Consider the following 15,941-nt stretch of genomic DNA (forward strand, 5'->3'; position numbering starts at 1 on the left):
CAGGGGGCTACCAAGGAGGATACTCGTCAGGTGGCGGCGACCGTCGATCCGCTCGAAGCGCGGCTCCTTCCTTCCGACTCGGTGAGAATCGCCCTGGTCGTTCCCGTCTCGGGCGTGCTCGGCCTGATGGGCCCGTGCGCGATCAACTGCGCCCTGCTGGCCGCCGAGGAGGTCAACGCCCGCGGCGGCGTCCTCGGCCGGCCCGTGGAGCTGGTGCTCATCGACGGCGGCCGGCCCGCTCCCGAGGTGGCGGCCGAGATCGACGCGCTGGTCCGCACCGGGACCGTCGCGGCGGTGGCGGGCGCCCACGCCAGCGACGTGCGCCTGGCGGTGGTGGCCGCGATCGCCGGGCGGGTGCCGTTCGTCTACGCGCCGCCGTACGAGGGCGGGGGGCACGCGCCGGGCGTCTACTTCCTCGGCGAGACCCCCGGGCGGCAGCTCGCGCCAGGCATCGAGTGGCTGGCCGGCGCGCGGCGGGCGCGCCGCTGGTATCTGCTGGGCAACGACTACATCTGGCCGCGCCTGGTGCACGCCAGCGCCCGCCGGCGGCTGCACGCGGCAGGCGCGGGCGTGGTGGGCGAGAGCTTCGTCCGGTACGGCGAGGCCGTGCGGTGGCTGGAGCGGGTGGCCGACGCCCGTCCCGACGCGATCCTGCTCACGCTGATCGGCAGCGACCTGGTGGCGTTCAACCGGGCGTACGCGGCGGCCGGGCTGCGGGCGGCGCGGCTGTGCGGGGCGCTGGAGGAGCACGGCCTGCTGGCCATCGGCGGCGACGCCACCGGCGAGCTTTACGCGTCGATGGGCTACTTCCACGCCCTGCCGACCGAGGCAGGGATCGGCTTCGCGCAGCGGTACGCCGCCCGGTTCGGCCCCGACGCCCCGACGCTCAACGCCCACGGCCACGGCTGCTACGAGGCCGTCTCCGTGCTCGCCGCCCTGTCCGCCCGAGCCGGTTCCCTGGCCGTTCCGGAGCTCGACGCGGTCGCCGACGGCACCGCGATCACCAGCGCCCGGGGCACGCTCACGCTGGCGAACCGCCAGGTGCGCCACCCGGTCCACCTCGGCAGGGCGGACGGATTGCAAATCTTTCTAGTGAAAACTTTTCGATAGAAAAATTTTCCTCTATGGTGCGTATCGCCCCACACGTACCCGAGGAGCCGCTCGATGAGCTCAATCGAAGAGTTCGGCTACCGCCAGGAACTCCAGCGGAGCCTGAGCTTCGCCGACCTGATGATCTACGGCCTGATCTTCATGGTGCCGATCGCCCCCTTCGGCATCTTCGGCAACGTCTTCGCCACCTCCCACGGCATGGTCGCCCTGGCCTACGTGGTCGGCCTGGTCGCGATGGCGTTCACCGCGCTGTCGTACGCCCAGATGGCGCAGGCCTTCCCGATGGCGGGCTCGGTCTACACCTACGCGGGCCGCGGCATCGCCGCGCCCGTCGGGTTCATGGCAGGGTGGTCGATCCTGCTCGACTACCTGCTCGTGCCGTCGCTGCTGTATCTGATCGCCAGCGTGGCCATGAACACCTTCATCCCGGTGATCCCGGTCTGGGGGTGGGTGGTGGCGTTCGTGGTGCTCAACACCGTGGTCAACTACCTGGGCATCCAGATGACGGTCAAGATCACCCGGGTCATGCTGGTGGCCGAGCTGGTCGTGCTGGCGATCTTCCTGGTCGTCGGCGGCGTCGCGCTGGCCCAGGGCAAGGCGCAGACGGGCGCGTTCACGCCGTTCTTCGAGTCCTCGTCGTTCACCTGGAGCGTGGTGTTCGCGGCGGCATCGGTGGCCGTGCTGTCGTTCCTGGGCTTCGACGGCATCTCCACGCTCGCGGAGGAGAGCCGCGAGGACGCCCGCCGGCTCGGCCGCTCCATGGTCGCCGCGCTGGCCCTGGCCGCCGTGCTGTTCGTGGTGCAGACGTGGGTGGCGGCGCTGCTCACCCCGGACCGGGCGCGGCTGATCGCCCAGGGCGACGCCGACGGCCAGGCGTTCTACAACACCGCCGCGTACGCCGGAGGCGCGTGGTTGTCGGTGCTCACCGCCGTGGCCACCGCCATCGCCTGGGGCTTCGCCAACTCCCTGGTCGCCCAGGCGGCCACCTCGCGCCTGCTGTACGCCATGGCCCGCGACCGCCAGCTGCCCGCGTTCCTCGCCAAGGTGCACCCCAAGCACCGGGTGCCGGTCAACGCGACCTTCCTCGTGGCCGGTATTTCCCTGGTCATCGGCATCTTCATGAGCACCCGGGCGCAGGGCATCGGCGAGCTGAGCTCGCTGGTCAACTTCGGCGCCCTGACCGCCTTCCTGCTGCTGCACATCGCCGTGGTGGTCCACTACGTGGTGCGGCGGCGCAGCACGAACTACTGGGCGCACCTGGTCGCGCCCGCGATCGGGTTCGCCGTCCTGGTCGCCGTCGTGATCAACCAGAACGTCGCGGCCCACTGGGTCGGCGGCCTCTGGCTGGTCGTCGGCCTGATCGTCCTCGCGGCCTCGTACGCGTCCGGCCGCCGTCCCGTCCTACCGTCGGAGGTTCAGTGAGCGTCTTGTCGTACCGCCCCTCTCCCGAAGAGCTGAGCTACACCTTCGGTGGCCGCCAGGCGGTCGCCGAGGTGCGGCCTGGCACGATCATGGAGCTGTACACCGAAGACTGCTTCGGCGGGCGGGTCCGGACGGTGGACGACCTGCCGTCGCGGGTGTGCGAGTTCCCGTTCCTCAACCCGGTGACCGGGCCGTTCCACGTGACGGGCGCCGAGCCGGGCGACACGCTGGCCCTGCACTTCGTCAAGATCACACCGGCCCGTGACTGGGCGGTTTCGACGACGTTCCCGCACTTCGGCGCGCTGACCACCACCCACACCACCGCCATGCTGCACGCGCCGCTGGAGGAGCGGGTGTGGCGCTACGACATCGACCTCGACAGGAACGTGGCCGTCTACCACGCCCGCAAGAGCGACTTCAGCGTGGAGCTGCCGCTCGACCCGATGCACGGCACGGTCGGCGTGGCCCCCGCCGCGAACGAGGCCCGCATGACGATCACGCCCGACGCGCACGGCGGCAACATGGACACCCCGGAACTGCGCGCCGGCGTCACCGTCTACCTGGGCGTCAACGTCGAGGGCGCGATGTTCTCGATCGGCGACGGCCACGGCCTGCAGGGGCACGGCGAGGTCTGCGGCACCGCCGTGGAGTCGGCCATGAACACCGTGGTCGCGGTCGAGCTGATCAAGGGCGTGGCCACGCCGTGGCCGCGGATGGAGGACGACCTGCACGTGATGTCCACCGGCTCGGCCCGGCCGCTGGAGGACGCGTACCGGATCAGCCAGCACGACCTGGTCACCTGGACCTCGGAGCTGACCGGGCTGGACACCCTCGACGCCTACCAGCTCGTCAGCCAGGCCGGGCAGGCGCCGGTGGGCAACGTGTGCGACACCAACTACACGATGGTCGCGAAACTGCCCAAGGCATACCTGGGTGCCACGACCGTGTACGAGTCGGTGCACGCCCGGTTGCGTGCGGCGGGTTCGGCGTACACAAGTTGAGGTAAACATTGGACCGCGCAGGTCAGAGCACTGATCATGGTCGCCGTAGAGTGTGATCGTGCTCAGGTTGGTGCTGTCTTTGGTCCTGCTCGATCCAGCCGCCGTCGCCGAGGTGTCCCAGGGCAACGTCCCCGTCCCCCGCGTCATCACCCCCGACGGCGACCGCCTGGGCTACGCGCCGGTCCCGCGCCCCTACACGGGGGCGCGGCGGCTGACGGGGGTGCTGCTCGGCAGCGACCCGGCGACCCGCACCGACGTGCTCTGCGGGGGCACGGTGATCAACTCACGCAGCCGGAGCCTGGTGCTGACCGCGGCCCACTGTCTCCACCACAACGGCCGGATGCTGAAGCGGCTGGCGTTCCTGCCGGCCTACGACAGGGGAAGGCCGCCGCTCGGCGTCTGGCCGGTCGTGCGCGCGTGGGTGCCGGCCCGCTGGCGTAGCCGGCCGTACTCCGCCGACCTGCTGCCGTACGACGTCGGCCTGGTCGGCGTCGAACGCGGCAAGCGGCCGCTGGAGGCGGTCACCGGGCGGGGCCTGGAGGCGATGCGCACCACCAGGGGCACCAACCTGCGCGGCCTGGAGCTGCTGGGCTACCCGATGGGCCGCGGCTACCCGGGCACCGCGCTCTACCGGTGCCTGGGCGACACCGTCGAGGCCGTCTCCAAGGGCCCGGGGCTGATGGTCACCCGCAACTGCCACGCCGCCGCCGGCGGCAGCGGCGGCCCCGCGCTGTACGGCGGCGCGGTGGCGGGCATCGTGTCGTCCTCCAGCCCCATGAAGGACGACAAGGGCTACACCGTGCTCACCAGGCTGGGGGGCAGGCCGTTCGAGCGGATGTTCGCCAGGGCCGACCGGGAGATGCGGCTCAGGCGGCCTGGCTGACGATCTCCTCGCAGAGCGCGTGGCTCGCCAGCGCGTCGCCGGCGTCGACGCGGCGGCCGTCACGCACGGCGGTGAGGAACTCCAGGCAGACCTGCTCGATGCCGCGCTGCCGGGCGACCGGCACCCAGTCGGGCCGCCGGGCGAGCGTCTCACCGCCCCGGTAGTCGACGACGTCGCCGAGGTTGACCACGCGCCGCTTGACGCCGTCGCCCATGACCTCGCAGCTCTCCTCGGAGGCGCCGCTCACCCGGTTCATCACGCCGAGCGCGGTGAAGCCGTCGCCCGACAGCTCCAGGACGATGTGCTCGATCAGGCCGTCCTTGACGCGGGTCCTGATCGTGGTGCCGGTGACCTCGCCGGGGACGAGGAACCTCAGGGTGTCGGCCACGTGGATGAAGTCGTCGAAGACCGCCCGGCGCGGCCGGTCGGGCAGGTTGTCGCGGTTCTTCTCCATGACCACGAGGTGGCGGGGCAGGGCCGCGAGGGCGGCGTAGCCGGGGGCGCGACGGCGGTTGAAGCCGACCATCAGCGACCGGCCCTCGGCCCGCGCGAGGCGGACGAGGTGCTCCGACTCGGCCAGGGTGTAGGCGATCGGCTTGTCGACGTACACGTGGACGCCCGCGGCCAGCAGCGGCTCGACGATCTCGGGGTGGGCCTCGGTGGCGGCGTGCACGAACGCCGCGTCGACCCCGGCCTTGATCACGTCGTCCACGCTGGTGGACCGGGCGGCGATCCGGTGCGCGTCGCCCAGCCGCGCCAGGCGCTCGGTGTTACGGGTGCACAGGTGGAGGTCGAGGCCGGGCTGGGCGGCCAGCACCGGCAGGTAGGCCTTCTCCGCGATGTCGCCGAGGCCGATCATGGCTATCTTCACACGTCGAGCGTAGCTTTCAGCGCATCGCCGACCGGGGTGGGCGCCATGCCGAACGTGCTCTGGAAGGCCGAGGAGTCCAGCACGTACGGCGCGGTGAACTGGTACCGGATGTGTCGCATCTCCCCCAGCATGGGCGAGAACAGCCCGGCCGCCCTGAGCGCCGGCCACGGGATCCGCATGTACCGGGGCGCGGACCGGCCCAGCAGGGCGGCCATCCGGTCCCCCATCTCGCGGAAGGTCAGCGGCTCGGCGGTCGGCACGTGCCAGGCACGGCCCCAGGCCCGTTCGTCGGTGCCGGCGATGATCAGCGCGTCGGCCACGTCGGGCAGGTACGTCCAGCTGTGCGGGATGTCGCCCGGCCAGATGAGCGGGATGGTCTTGCCCGCCCTGAGCGGCACCTGGAAGCGGTCACCCAGATAGGACTGGTCGGTCGCGCCGGGGCCGTAGTAGTCGGAGCCGCGCACCTCCGTCGCCCTGATCCGGCCGGCCTCGTGCGCGGCCAGCGCCTCCTGCCAGATCCGGGCCCGTACCTGGGCCTTGGGGCTGGTCGAGGCGAGCGGCAGGTCCTCGGTCATGGGCACCGAGACGGGCCCGTACGGGTAGAGGTTGCCGAGGACCACCAGGGCGGCGCCGCTCGCCTCGGCGGCGGCCAGGAACGACGCTGCCATCGGCGGCCAGTCGGTGAGCCAGCGGTGATATCGCGGGTTGACGCAGTTGTACAGGGCGTCGGCCCCGCGCGCGATCTCGATCATCCGGGCCTGGTCGGCGACGTCGGCGGCCACCTTGACCGCCCCGTCGGGGCCGCTGCCGGAGCGGGTCACGACGGTGACCTCGTGTCCGCGGGAGAGGAGTTTGCGGGCCAGGTGAGTGCCGACCTGACCGGATCCGACGACGACGTGCTTGCCCATGTTCAGACCTCGTTCCAGAAGATGCGGAGGACCGCGTTGACGACGAAGAGCGCCGCGAAGACGGCGGCGGAGGTGACCAGGCCGGAGGCGTAGAGCGCGAGGGCGCCGCCGCCGAACCAGAGGATCTCCAGTGCGGCGCGGGCCAAACCGGTGAGGGGGAAGGTGGCGTTCGCGCCGCCGCCGGCCCCGAACAGCGCCCAGGCGGCCACGAACAGCGCCGGGCCGCCGAGACCGGCCAGCAGTTTGACCCCCCAATTGGGGCTCACGGTGAAGCCCCAGTAGGCGACGGAGGCCAGCACGCCCAGTTCCAGCAGGAACATCAGCAGGGCGTTGGCGTTCTTGGCGAGGGCGATCATGTGAGCACTCCGTGGTGGTGACTGCCGTTCATTTACGAGAGCAATGCTCTCTCACGAGAGCGGCATTCGTCAAGAGCGGTGCTCTCGTTTCTTTGCACCGCTCTGGTAACCTGCTGTGCATGACAGCCAGCCGTACCGCCAGAGAACGCGTCAGGGCGGAACTCATCAGGGAGATCACCGACATCGCACGCCGTCAGCTCGCCACGGACGGCGCCGGCGGCCTGTCGCTGCGGGCCGTCGCCAGGGAGATGGGCATGGTCTCCTCGGCCATCTACCGCTATTTCCCGAGCCGCGACGACCTGCTCACCACACTGATCATCGATGGCTACAACGCCATCGGCGAGGCCGTCGAGCGGGCCGAGGCCGCCTGCCCGCGCGACGACTTCGCGGGGCGGTGGCTGACGGCCTGCCACGCGCTGCGCGACTGGGCCGTGGCGCACCCGCACGAGTACGCCCTCCTCTACGGCTCCCCCGTGCCCGGCTACCACGCGCCGCAGGACACGATCGCCGCCCGCGTCCGGGACGTGACCGTGCTGGGCGGGATCATCTCGGACGCCTGGCGCGCGGGCGCGATGCGGGCTCCGGCGATCGAGCCGCCGGCCGAGCTCGAAGGGGAGGCAGCCGGAGTGCGCGAGCACGTGCCCGGAGTCCCCGACGGCGTGGTCTGGCAGGCCGTCGCGGCCTGGACGGCGTTGTACGGCTGGCTCAGCTTCGAGGTGTTCGGCCAGTTCAACGGCACGATCGAGGATCGCCGGGCGGCGTTCGACCACTCGATGCGGCTGACGGCCGCGACCATGGGACTTGCTCAGTAGGACTTACTAAGTTTTACTGAATACATGGCACGGAGAACCCCCGAGCTCGGGCGCTTCACGGACGTGGCGTTGCTCGTGCTCATCAGCCTCGCCGAGGGGCAGAAACACGGATACCGGATGATCAGCGACATCGAGCAGTTCTCGGGCACGTCGCTTGAGCCCGGCACGCTCTACGGGGCGCTGATGCGGCTGGAGGAGCGCGGCTGGATCGAGCGCGTCGAGACGACCGAACGGCGCAAGCCGTACCGGATCACCGACGCGGGGCGGGAGTCGCTGCGCGAGCAGCTCGCCACGCTGCGCCGCGTCGAGCAGGCCGGCGCGCGGCGCGCGGGGCTCGCCTGGGGGGTGGCGTGATGCGCCTGCTCGCCGCCCTGCTGCTCCACCTCTATCCGCAGCCGTGGCGGCGCCGCTACGGTGACGAGGTCGCCGACCTGGTCGCCGCGCGGCCGGTCCGCCCGCGCACACTCTTCGACCTGGCCGGGGGCGCCGCCGACGCGTGGCTGCATCGCCGGCGCATCCCCGGGGCCACGCCTTTCCGGGTTCCGCCGGGGCTGGCGCTGCCCTTCGCCGCGTACACACTGGTCCTGCTGTGGGCCCCTGGCGTGAGTGACGCGACGAACCTGCGCGGCGTCTGGGCCCTGGCGGCCGACCACGGCTCGATCGCGCAGCGGCTCGCCGAGACCGCGTCGTCGTTGTTCGTCGTGGCGGGTGTGCTCGGCCTGTTGTCCCTGGCGCCCCTGGTGACCACCGCGCTCCCGGCGCTGCGAGGCTCCGGCACGGTCACGCGCGAGGCGGCGCGCCGGGTTCTGCTGTCCGTCCTGGTCGCGACCACTCTGGCGGGGATGTTCTTCATCCTCTTCCACCGGCTTGCCCGGTCCCCTGCCGGGCCGCTGGGCGATGCGATGGCCGGTGGTTTCGTCGTCCCGATCATGCTGGCACTGGTGCTGCTCGCGCCCACGATCGCGGCCCGGGCTCCCGGGTTCGCGCCCGACGTACGAGCGTGCGGCACCCAGCTCGCCATAGCGGCCATCTGCACCACCCTCGCCTGGCTCGCCGTGGGCGCACTGCTGGCGCTCGGCCTCGCCGAGGCGTCACAGGGGTTCCTCACGGCGGTGGCGGCCGGCGCAGTGATCAGCATCGGCATGGCGACGCTGACCGCGAGAAACGTGATGCGTAATTCGGGAAAATCCCCCGAGCTCGCTTTTGTCAGATAATTCGTCGAGCGAAATTCGCATGGCCCGATAACTTTCACGTCCATTGAACTTGGTCTTTCGATGTGGGGTTGATTAGCGTGTGAACCCGCGGGAGGGCGCCGTTCTCCCGCTCACACGCACAAGGGGATCACCGTGATGCGGGCCATGGTGGAGCGGATCCGGCGGCTGTCGGACGAGCACTGGTGGGCGCTGCACACCTCGTGCCGCCTGATGGAGGCCGGCGCCTGGGTGGGGCCAGCGGGCGCCCGGTTCGCCGCCCAGGTCCATGCCGACCAGCGGGAGCTGCGGGAGTTGCTCGAAGAGGCCGTGCACAGCGCGAACGCCGCGCTCCAGGACCCGGCATGACGGAGTTCTCCGGGGTCCGGCTGCCCGACTTCGACACGATGGCGAGCAGGCACACCGAGGCGGCGGCGCGGCTGGAGGCGCTGGCGCAGGCCCTGCACCACGAACTGCGCGGCGCCGGGCTGGACCCGTCTCCGGCGGTGCGACTGCGGCAACTGGCCGGGCGGGCCACCGCGCAGGCCGAGGACCTGCGGCGGCGGCAGAGGATGGTCCACGAGTTGCAGCGCCGGCAGGTCACGTTCGGCAGGAGCACCCCGGCCGGGAGCTACCTGGAGCTGCCCGACGGCCTGGAGGCAGCCCAGGGGCTGCTGGACGGGACGCTGGCGGGGCGTGCCGCACTGAAGGCCGCCGACGGGGACACCGCGGCGCTGGCCGAGCTCTTGAGCTACGCGTCGCGCACCGGCGATGCGGCGTTCGCCACGACGTTCCTGGGTGTGCTGGGCGCCGCCGGGGTGACCCGGCTGCCCGGCGCGCTCGCCGTGCGGCTGCGCGACGCCAAGGCCCGTGGAGACGCGGCCCTCCTGGGCCGGCTCTCCGGCCAGGGCAAGAAGGCTCTGCTCCTGCTGAGCACGGCTCTGGCCAAGGCCGCCGACCCCGGTATCCTCGCGGGCCTGGTGAAACACGGCCGGGCTCAGCACAGGGTCGGCGGCACGACGTACTCCGGGTATCAGGCGCAGGCGCTCATCTGGCGCGCCCACGACGGGAGGCCGCCGTACTCGAAGGAGTTCATGGAGGTCGTCGGGCGCGACGTGATCGTCCACGAGTACGAGCAGCGCCGGGACGCCTGGGCGGCGAGCGACGACGCGCTCGGGCGCTTCTTCGGCGGCAGGCGACTGCCCGTCGCGGATCTGGCCGGCGCGCTCGGCCTCGACACCCTGCTTCGACCCGGTACGCACCTGGGCGCCATGACCTCATCGGTGGTCGACGACCTGTTCCACGCGGCGAAGTACAGCCGCGAGACCTCCCAGGCACTGCTCGCCCACACCCCTGCCGGGTGGAAGGAGTCCGTGCTCGACCACCTGCTGACCACCCGGTGGGACGCCGCCCGCCACTGGGGCGACCACGCGCCGTTCAACGAGCTGCTGGTGAGCGCGACGACCGGCCAGGACGCGACCTCCAGGAAGCTGGCCGCCGAGCTGGCCAAGCTCCTCGCCGACGAGGTCCGCGGCGCTTTCGCCAAGTCCGGAACCGGCAACCTGGAAATCAGAGACCGCGACTCGTTCGACCGCTACACGCCGTTGAGCCTCCCTCTGGCCCGTGCGCTCGCCGCCCACATCGACCAGCTTTCCCGCCTCTACCTGAACCGCGCGACCTTCGAAAAGGTCACCCCCGAGGACATGTCCTACGCCCTGGTCCTGGCCACCTCGAACGACGCCGGATTCGAAGCCCTGATCAGAGCCCAGACCGAACACATGCGCGCCGCCCTCAACACCGTCCCCCCGGTCGGCCTCACCACTGCCAACGCCGAACACCTCGGTTTCACGCAGGCCGACGTCAAACGCTTCGACCTCGACGGGGATGGCCGGATCACCAAGGACGACGTCAAGGAGTTCCTGACGGACAGGATCGTGGAAGAGGCACGCCCCTTCAACCACATCGTGGAGACCCGCCGCCAGGTACTGATCGCCCAAGGGATGGACGACAAAGAGGCGGACAAAGAACTGACGACCATGGTGAGCGACGCGATCGGGCTGCTGCCGGTGCCGGGAGCCACGTGGGCGAGCCGACTCGCCACCAGCGCCTTCGGTGAACTGATCGGCAACGGGTATGAGAAGCTCGCCGGGGCCGCGCACGACGAACTCGCCGACCATGTCGCCCAGAGAATGTCCGCGCGTGCCTTGGACGAGACGCATCAAACGGTGCGGGACAACCGGCAAGCGGTGGAGAGGCTTGCAGAGCAAATGCTCGCCACGTCCATGCTGAACAAGGGCCTGCTCGACGAACTTTCCGGCGAGGGCCAGATCTTCGCGACTGGAGCGTCGACGACGATTAAGCCCTACTCGCAAATGAGCCCACAGGAATACAGCGAATTTCTCAGTTGGGTGCGGGACAAAGGTGGAAGCAGTGGAATGCTCGATCGTTTCAGTGGCACGCTCAGCAGGACCAGCGACGTGGGTGCCTACCTCGGCTTGCAGATCCCAACTTCCGGCAGTGAAAGATGAGGATGTCTGGTCTGCCCGCCGCGCTGGGTGGCCTTGTGGTCACCGGGGCAGCGTGCACAGCGGGACCGGACATCGTTTCCAGACCGGCTCCGGCACCGCAGCCGATCGTGGACACCTCTCCATACGTCTGCGAGCTCATCCCTGAGCAGGCGTTGCGATTGGTGAGCGGGATGACCGGGTCGATCGCGGGGAGAATGGCCGGCACCGAGGAAAACGGCGAGTGCTGGGCTCCTGAAACGGCTTCTCGGCCTCTCCAGGTCAACTGGCTGGCAGCGAACAGCCGGGCAAGTCAGGAACAGCTGAACTTTCTGATGGAGGATCGGAGCAGCGTGTATGCACGGCACGGTGGGATCAGGCTGCCCACCGATCTGGGCGACGGCATGGCCGCCAAGGTGACGCAGGGCCCCCTGGGCGATCAGCCGTACCGAGTGAGCGCTAAGTTTCGTTGCGGTGGCAAGGAGCGAATGATCGACATCTATCTCACCCGGGTCGCCGAAGGGCGGGACGGGATCAAGGATTTGGTTGAGCTTATGCGGGTTGCGCAGAAGCGCTACGGCGAGGTCTACCGGTGCACTCCCGGCTCCTAGTGCTCCAGCCGTCCTCAGCGATCTTCAGTTCGGCCGGGGATGACGCTGCGGTGCCCGGAAAACTCAACGCCGACAAACCGACCATCGGTGAAGCCGAGGCGAACGCCATCGCAGTGTGCGAACGGCGTTCCCCACGTGTCGTGCGGAGCATCCGGCAAACACGTTACCAACGCCAGCTCGATCGCCCCTCCGTGCCCGGTCAACAGCGCCGACCCGCCCTCCGCGACACCAGCCACCGTCTCAGCCCAGATCGTACGGTGGGTCTCGGCCACGGCCGCCGCGGCATGGCCCTTCCGGATGATGTCCGCGATCTGCTGGTACGGCTCGGCCCATTCCCACTGAGCATGCCGGGGGATCTCTCCGGACACGTAGCCTGACGGCATCTCCATGGTGTCGTCGACGGCGAACCCCATCGCGACGGCGGTCTCGACCGCTCGTGGGGACGAACTGGTGACGACGCGCTCGTAGGGGCCGACTCCAGAACCGATGAAACGGGCCAGGGCGATACCGTCAGCCGACAGATGGGACCCCCTGCCGCGTATCGCACCCTTCTTGGTCAAGCTGTGTCGGCGCACGTCCAGCCAACGCATGAGACGTCCTCCTTGACAAGGCGGCGTGGTGGGCGAGTACAACGAACACCTGCGGCCACCCCGATCACGACCGTTGTGTCGGCAAACGAAGATCATGCGGTGGCGGCAGACGACAGCGTACGGCTGCACCAGCGAAGATCGCGATCTGTAGCTGGGGCACTAGAGGCAACGCCGTTCAGTTAAGGCCGGGGCATCGGTGTCAAGGGCTGCTGATCATGTTGATGCTGATGGTGGCTTTGTAGGTGGTCCGATCGATGGCGGGTCCGCGGGCGTTGTATTTGGAGATCGCGCGTTTGACGATGCGGTCTTTGGTACGGACTCGCCGGGCGGGAAGGAGGTGGGCCAGCACGTGACGGCCGATGGTGCCGACCAGATCGATGTCGGTGCCGGTGATGACGCCGGCGGCCAGGATGAGCTGGTCACGGGCGGCGGCCAGGGCGGTGGTGAAGCCGGCCCGGTCCGGGTCGGTGCCCGGGACGCTGTCGGTGGCGTCGGTCATCGCGGTCCGCAGGACCTGGTAGGCGGTCAGCAGGGCCCAGACCTCCTGCTCGATGCCATCAGGGGTGCGCGAGCGCAGGACGTGCCCGTCCAGGATCGTGGACTTCAGCTCCGCGTAGGCGGTCTCGATCTCCCAGCGCTCGTGGTAGAGCCGGATGAGGTCCGCCGCCGGGTGGGCGGTGGCGTCGGTGAGGGTGGTCAGCAGCCGGTAGCGGCCCGTCCGGGTGCCCGCCGCGGTGCGGATGGTGATCTCGGCGTCGATGACGCGAACGGTCAGCGCGCCCAGCCGGGCCAGGGTCGAGCCGTCCCGGCAGCGGGCCACGGCGGGCAGGTTCCGGCCGGACTTGCAGCGCACCAGCAGATCGGCGCCGGTGGCGGCCAGCTGGTTGAGCAGGTCGGTGGCGGCGAAGTTGCGGTCGGCCAGCAGGAGCATCCCGGTCTGTAGATGCGCGGCCAGGCGGCGGGCGTAGTCCAGCTCACCGATCGTGGCGGGTCCGAACACGGCTGCCATGACCGACCGGGTGCCGCAGGCCACCAGCGCGGCCAGCCGCAGTTGCGGGTATCCCGAGATCCCGTTACCGAGCCGCTGGCGGGTGAAGACCGTAAGGTTGGCCGGACAGTCCGGGACCGGCAGCAGGGTGCCATCGACGGCGACCACCCGCAGTCCCCGCCACCATCCAGCGCCGGCAGTCGTCACCGCAGGGCCGCTGACCAGGTCGAACAGCGCCTTCATCGGTGCTGCTCCCAGTCGCTGGCGGGCTTGGCGAAGAGCGCTGCCGCTGGGCCGCACCGGCGCCAGGCCCGCCAATCCCGTGCATAACCGGTCGAAGACCTGCAGGTAGCCCAGCCCGGTGAACAACGCCGCGGCCAGCAGCAGGTAGACCGTGACCCGCGCCGGGACCAGCCGGACCCTGCGCTGCCGCGCATGCGTCTGCGCCAGCACCTCATCGACCATCTCGAACGGGATGATCCGGGTCAGTTCGCCCAGGTGCCCCGGCGCGAACACCCCCGCGGCTACCCTGGCCGTTCGTTCTATGGCAACCTGTTCCAACAGCGGAGCTCCTGTGGTGAGGATGTCTTGGAGTGACAGACCTCTTCTACAGCGGCTCCGCTGCTTTGTTCACCGGTCTTGACGAACAGCCCTTTCCCCTTAACTGAACGGCGTTGGCACTAGAGGGCGTGTATCGGAAGTGGATCTGTGGCGTGACACGATCTTGATTCGTGGCGCGCGGAGATCTGACGGATGCACAGTGGGCCTGCCTGAAGCTGCTATCACCCAAGAGCAAGAAGCCGGGGCGCCCGCCGAGATGGACGAAGCGGCAGCTGATCGACGGCATACGCTGGCGGATCCGCACCGGGACGCCGTGGCGGGACGTCCCGGAGCGATACGGGCCCTGGGGCCGGGTGTACGACCTGTTCAGGCGCTGGCAGAGAGACGGCACCTGGCAACGGATCTTTACGAAGCTGCAGGCCCAGGCGGACGCCAAGAACTTGATCATTAGGACATCAACGTCGACTCCACCGTGTGCCGGGCCCACCAGCACGCCGCCGGGGCGCGGAAAAGGGGGGATCTGCAGAAGGAGCCGCCCTGCGGACTCAGCATCGAGCCGGATGACCATGGCCTCGGGCGCTCGCGCGGTGGCCTGACCACCAAGCTGCACCTAGCCATCGAGCAGGGCCAGAAGCCGATGTCGATCCTGATCACGGCCGGGCAGCGCGGGGACTCGCTCTAGTTCGAGCCCGTCCTGAAGAAGATCCGTGTGCCCCGCATCGGGCCGGGCAGGCCCCGCACTCGGCCCGACCGCGTGCGTGCCGACAAGGCATATGCCTCCCGCAAGAACCGCGCGTACCTGAGTCGGCGCGGGATCCGCTGCGCCATCCCGGACAAGTTGACCAAGCGCGTAACCGCAAGATACGCGGCTCGCGCGGCGGCCGGCCACCGAAGTTCGACGAGATCGACTACCGCGAGCGCCACGCGGTGGAGTGTGGGATCAACCGCCTCAAGCGCCATCGGGCCGTGGCCACCCGTTACGACAAGCTTGCGGTCCGCTATGAGGCGACTGTCCTCGTTGCGGCCGTCAGCGAGTGGCTGTGATCGACGCGCGTCGCTAAAGCTCGTAGTCCTGGGCTAGCTCCTCCCAGCGGATGTTGCGGAGGGCCAGATCAGCACCGTGGCCTGACGGGACGTCCGGGGTGGGCTGGAACCACACGATGGTGAGGGCGGAGCGGTACAGCACCGGGTCGTGGTCAGAGGCAACTGCTGTTGAGCGGAAGGCGCCGATGCAAGCCACGGAGGGCAGCACCTCGACTGGACCGAACGCACCTGCGGTCTGGTCCGGGTACTCGCGCGGGGGCGGAATGAGATGGACCGGCGTGGCGGGAAAAGCTTGTTCGGCGGCCCGCAGGCGACCGCTGACCTTCAGGTCGTTAACGCGCTTGCACGGATAGCCCTCCAGCATGTCGCCGTAGGTAGAAGACAGCCACAGCTGAGAGAGCTCGATCGAACGGCCGGAGGAGAGGGCTATGCGGCTCAGCGACATGCCAACACCCTACGCACGAGATCCACTTCCGATACACGCCCTAGTACTCCAGGCGTAAATCGTGGTCCGAAGGCTGTGGCTGCGTGGTTGGCCAGTGGGTGGCGGCGATGACGTCGCGGGCGATGTCGGTTACGGAGCGGCCGTCGGTGGGGACGCGCACTGCCGAGGAGGGCGCGTTGGCGTCCAGGTGGCGGGCCATGGCGGCGCTGCGGGTCAGGTGCGGGTCCAGTTGGCTGCCGATCTCGCGGGCGCCGAGGCGTTGCCGGGCGGTCGTGTCATCAGCGGTCAGGAGTACGGAGGTGATGCGGGGTGTGCCGCCCATGGCGCGGGCGATGAGGTCGGGCTCCAGGATGGAGACGGTGTTGGTGTAGATGAGCCTGCGGTATCCCAGCGCGGCGTAGTTGCGCCAGATGGCGGCGAGGTTGGCCTCGGTCAACTTGGCTCGGTGCGGATCGCCGGGCGGGGCGGGGAACGCCTGGTCCAGGTTGTCGCCCTCGATGAGGCAGTGCGCGACGCGAGCAGCCTGTAGTTGCGCGGAGACCTCCCACCCGACGGTGGTCTTGCCGACTCCGGCACGTCCGCCGATCAGTAACGCTTCGAACAGGGCGACGTCGTGCACAGGCGGTCTCCACGTGATCAGAGGGC

17 protein-coding genes and 1 pseudogene are annotated in these 15,941 nt (G+C 69.8%); 11 read left to right on the forward strand and 7 right to left on the reverse strand.

All coding sequences use genetic code 11. From position 1 onward, the window contains the following. Positions 1 to 30 precede the first annotated feature (30 nt). From E1286_RS10520 to E1286_RS10535, 4 genes are read left to right on the forward strand one after another with little or no spacing between them, the layout of a single operon-like run. Positions 31 to 1,110 (forward strand): substrate-binding domain-containing protein, encoded by a 1,080-nt coding sequence (locus E1286_RS10520; protein ID WP_246074693.1) that lies wholly within the window; start codon positions 31 to 33, stop codon positions 1,108 to 1,110. Between the two features lie 54 nt (positions 1,111 to 1,164). Then, positions 1,165 to 2,532: an APC family permease gene (locus E1286_RS10525; RefSeq protein WP_132611180.1), complete on the forward strand. Its 1,368-nt coding sequence runs from the start codon at positions 1,165 to 1,167 to the stop codon at positions 2,530 to 2,532. Continuing rightward, positions 2,529 to 3,533: an acetamidase/formamidase family protein gene (locus tag E1286_RS10530; RefSeq protein WP_132611182.1), complete on the forward strand. Its 1,005-nt coding sequence runs from the start codon at positions 2,529 to 2,531 to the stop codon at positions 3,531 to 3,533. Before E1286_RS10525 ends, E1286_RS10530 begins: the two co-directional genes overlap by 4 nt. A gap of 58 nt (positions 3,534 to 3,591) precedes the next feature. Beyond that, positions 3,592 to 4,416, forward strand: coding sequence for a trypsin-like serine peptidase (locus E1286_RS10535; protein ID WP_132611184.1), 825 nt, complete (start codon positions 3,592 to 3,594; stop codon positions 4,414 to 4,416). Here the strand turns inward: E1286_RS10535 and E1286_RS10540 are convergent. From E1286_RS10540 to E1286_RS10550, 3 genes are read right to left on the reverse strand one after another with little or no spacing between them, the layout of a single operon-like run. Beyond that, positions 4,400 to 5,287: a Gfo/Idh/MocA family protein gene (locus E1286_RS10540; protein WP_132611186.1), complete on the reverse strand. Its 888-nt coding sequence runs from the start codon at positions 5,285 to 5,287 to the stop codon at positions 4,400 to 4,402. The genes E1286_RS10535 and E1286_RS10540 overlap by 17 nt on opposite strands. Continuing rightward, complete coding sequence (locus E1286_RS10545) at positions 5,284 to 6,195, reverse strand: NAD-dependent epimerase/dehydratase family protein (protein WP_132611188.1); 912 nt, start codon at positions 6,193 to 6,195, stop codon at positions 5,284 to 5,286. Before E1286_RS10545 ends, E1286_RS10540 begins: the two co-directional genes overlap by 4 nt. Before the next feature lie 2 nt (positions 6,196 to 6,197). Next, the gene (locus tag E1286_RS10550; RefSeq protein ID WP_132611190.1) at positions 6,198 to 6,551 is read right to left on the reverse strand and encodes a YrdB family protein; all 354 of its coding nucleotides are present in this window, start codon (positions 6,549 to 6,551) and stop codon (positions 6,198 to 6,200) included. A 119-nt stretch (positions 6,552 to 6,670) separates the two neighbouring features. Here E1286_RS10550 and E1286_RS10555 point away from each other — a divergent pair, with 119 nt between their 5' ends. From E1286_RS10555 to E1286_RS10580, 6 genes are all read left to right on the forward strand, one after another. Beyond that, positions 6,671 to 7,363, forward strand: a complete 693-nt coding sequence (locus E1286_RS10555) for a TetR/AcrR family transcriptional regulator (protein WP_132611192.1) — start codon at positions 6,671 to 6,673, stop codon at positions 7,361 to 7,363. Between the two features lie 24 nt (positions 7,364 to 7,387). After that, on the forward strand, positions 7,388 to 7,717 hold the full coding sequence (locus tag E1286_RS10560; protein WP_132611194.1) for a PadR family transcriptional regulator: 330 nt from the start codon (positions 7,388 to 7,390) through the stop codon (positions 7,715 to 7,717). Continuing rightward, the gene (locus E1286_RS10565; protein ID WP_132611196.1) at positions 7,717 to 8,577 is read left to right on the forward strand and encodes a hypothetical protein; all 861 of its coding nucleotides are present in this window, start codon (positions 7,717 to 7,719) and stop codon (positions 8,575 to 8,577) included. Before E1286_RS10560 ends, E1286_RS10565 begins: the two co-directional genes overlap by 1 nt. Before the next feature lie 132 nt (positions 8,578 to 8,709). After that, positions 8,710 to 8,922, forward strand: a complete 213-nt coding sequence (locus tag E1286_RS10570) for a hypothetical protein (protein WP_132611198.1) — start codon at positions 8,710 to 8,712, stop codon at positions 8,920 to 8,922. After that, the gene (locus E1286_RS10575; protein WP_132611200.1) at positions 8,919 to 11,081 is read left to right on the forward strand and encodes a hypothetical protein; all 2,163 of its coding nucleotides are present in this window, start codon (positions 8,919 to 8,921) and stop codon (positions 11,079 to 11,081) included. The genes E1286_RS10570 and E1286_RS10575 overlap by 4 nt, the downstream gene beginning before the upstream one ends. Before the next feature lie 2 nt (positions 11,082 to 11,083). Beyond that, positions 11,084 to 11,668: a hypothetical protein gene (locus tag E1286_RS10580; RefSeq protein ID WP_132611202.1), complete on the forward strand. Its 585-nt coding sequence runs from the start codon at positions 11,084 to 11,086 to the stop codon at positions 11,666 to 11,668. 14 nt (positions 11,669 to 11,682) lie between these two features. Here the strand turns inward: E1286_RS10580 and E1286_RS10585 are convergent, their stop codons facing one another. Both E1286_RS10585 and E1286_RS10590 read right to left on the reverse strand, forming a co-directional pair. Continuing rightward, entirely contained in the window at positions 11,683 to 12,258 is a 576-nt protein-coding gene (locus E1286_RS10585; RefSeq protein WP_165969678.1) for a histidine phosphatase family protein, read from the reverse strand. 199 nt (positions 12,259 to 12,457) lie between these two features. After that, on the reverse strand, positions 12,458 to 13,807 hold the full coding sequence (locus E1286_RS10590; RefSeq protein WP_165969679.1) for an IS4 family transposase: 1,350 nt from the start codon (positions 13,805 to 13,807) through the stop codon (positions 12,458 to 12,460). A 170-nt stretch (positions 13,808 to 13,977) separates the two neighbouring features. On the opposite strand from E1286_RS10590, the pseudogene E1286_RS10595 reads away from it, so the two are divergent. Continuing rightward, positions 13,978 to 14,851, forward strand: a pseudogene (locus E1286_RS10595) (IS5 family transposase). A gap of 13 nt (positions 14,852 to 14,864) precedes the next feature. On the opposite strand, the gene E1286_RS10600 reads toward E1286_RS10595, so the two are convergent. Further along, positions 14,865 to 15,296, reverse strand: coding sequence for a hypothetical protein (locus E1286_RS10600; RefSeq protein ID WP_132611206.1), 432 nt, complete (start codon positions 15,294 to 15,296; stop codon positions 14,865 to 14,867). Between the two features lie 40 nt (positions 15,297 to 15,336). Further along, positions 15,337 to 15,915: a hypothetical protein gene (locus E1286_RS10605; protein ID WP_132611208.1), complete on the reverse strand. Its 579-nt coding sequence runs from the start codon at positions 15,913 to 15,915 to the stop codon at positions 15,337 to 15,339. Between the last annotated feature and the right edge of the window lie 26 nt (positions 15,916 to 15,941).

Source organism: Nonomuraea terrae, assembly GCF_004348995.1.
Taxonomy (GTDB): domain Bacteria; phylum Actinomycetota; class Actinomycetes; order Streptosporangiales; family Streptosporangiaceae; genus Nonomuraea; species Nonomuraea terrae.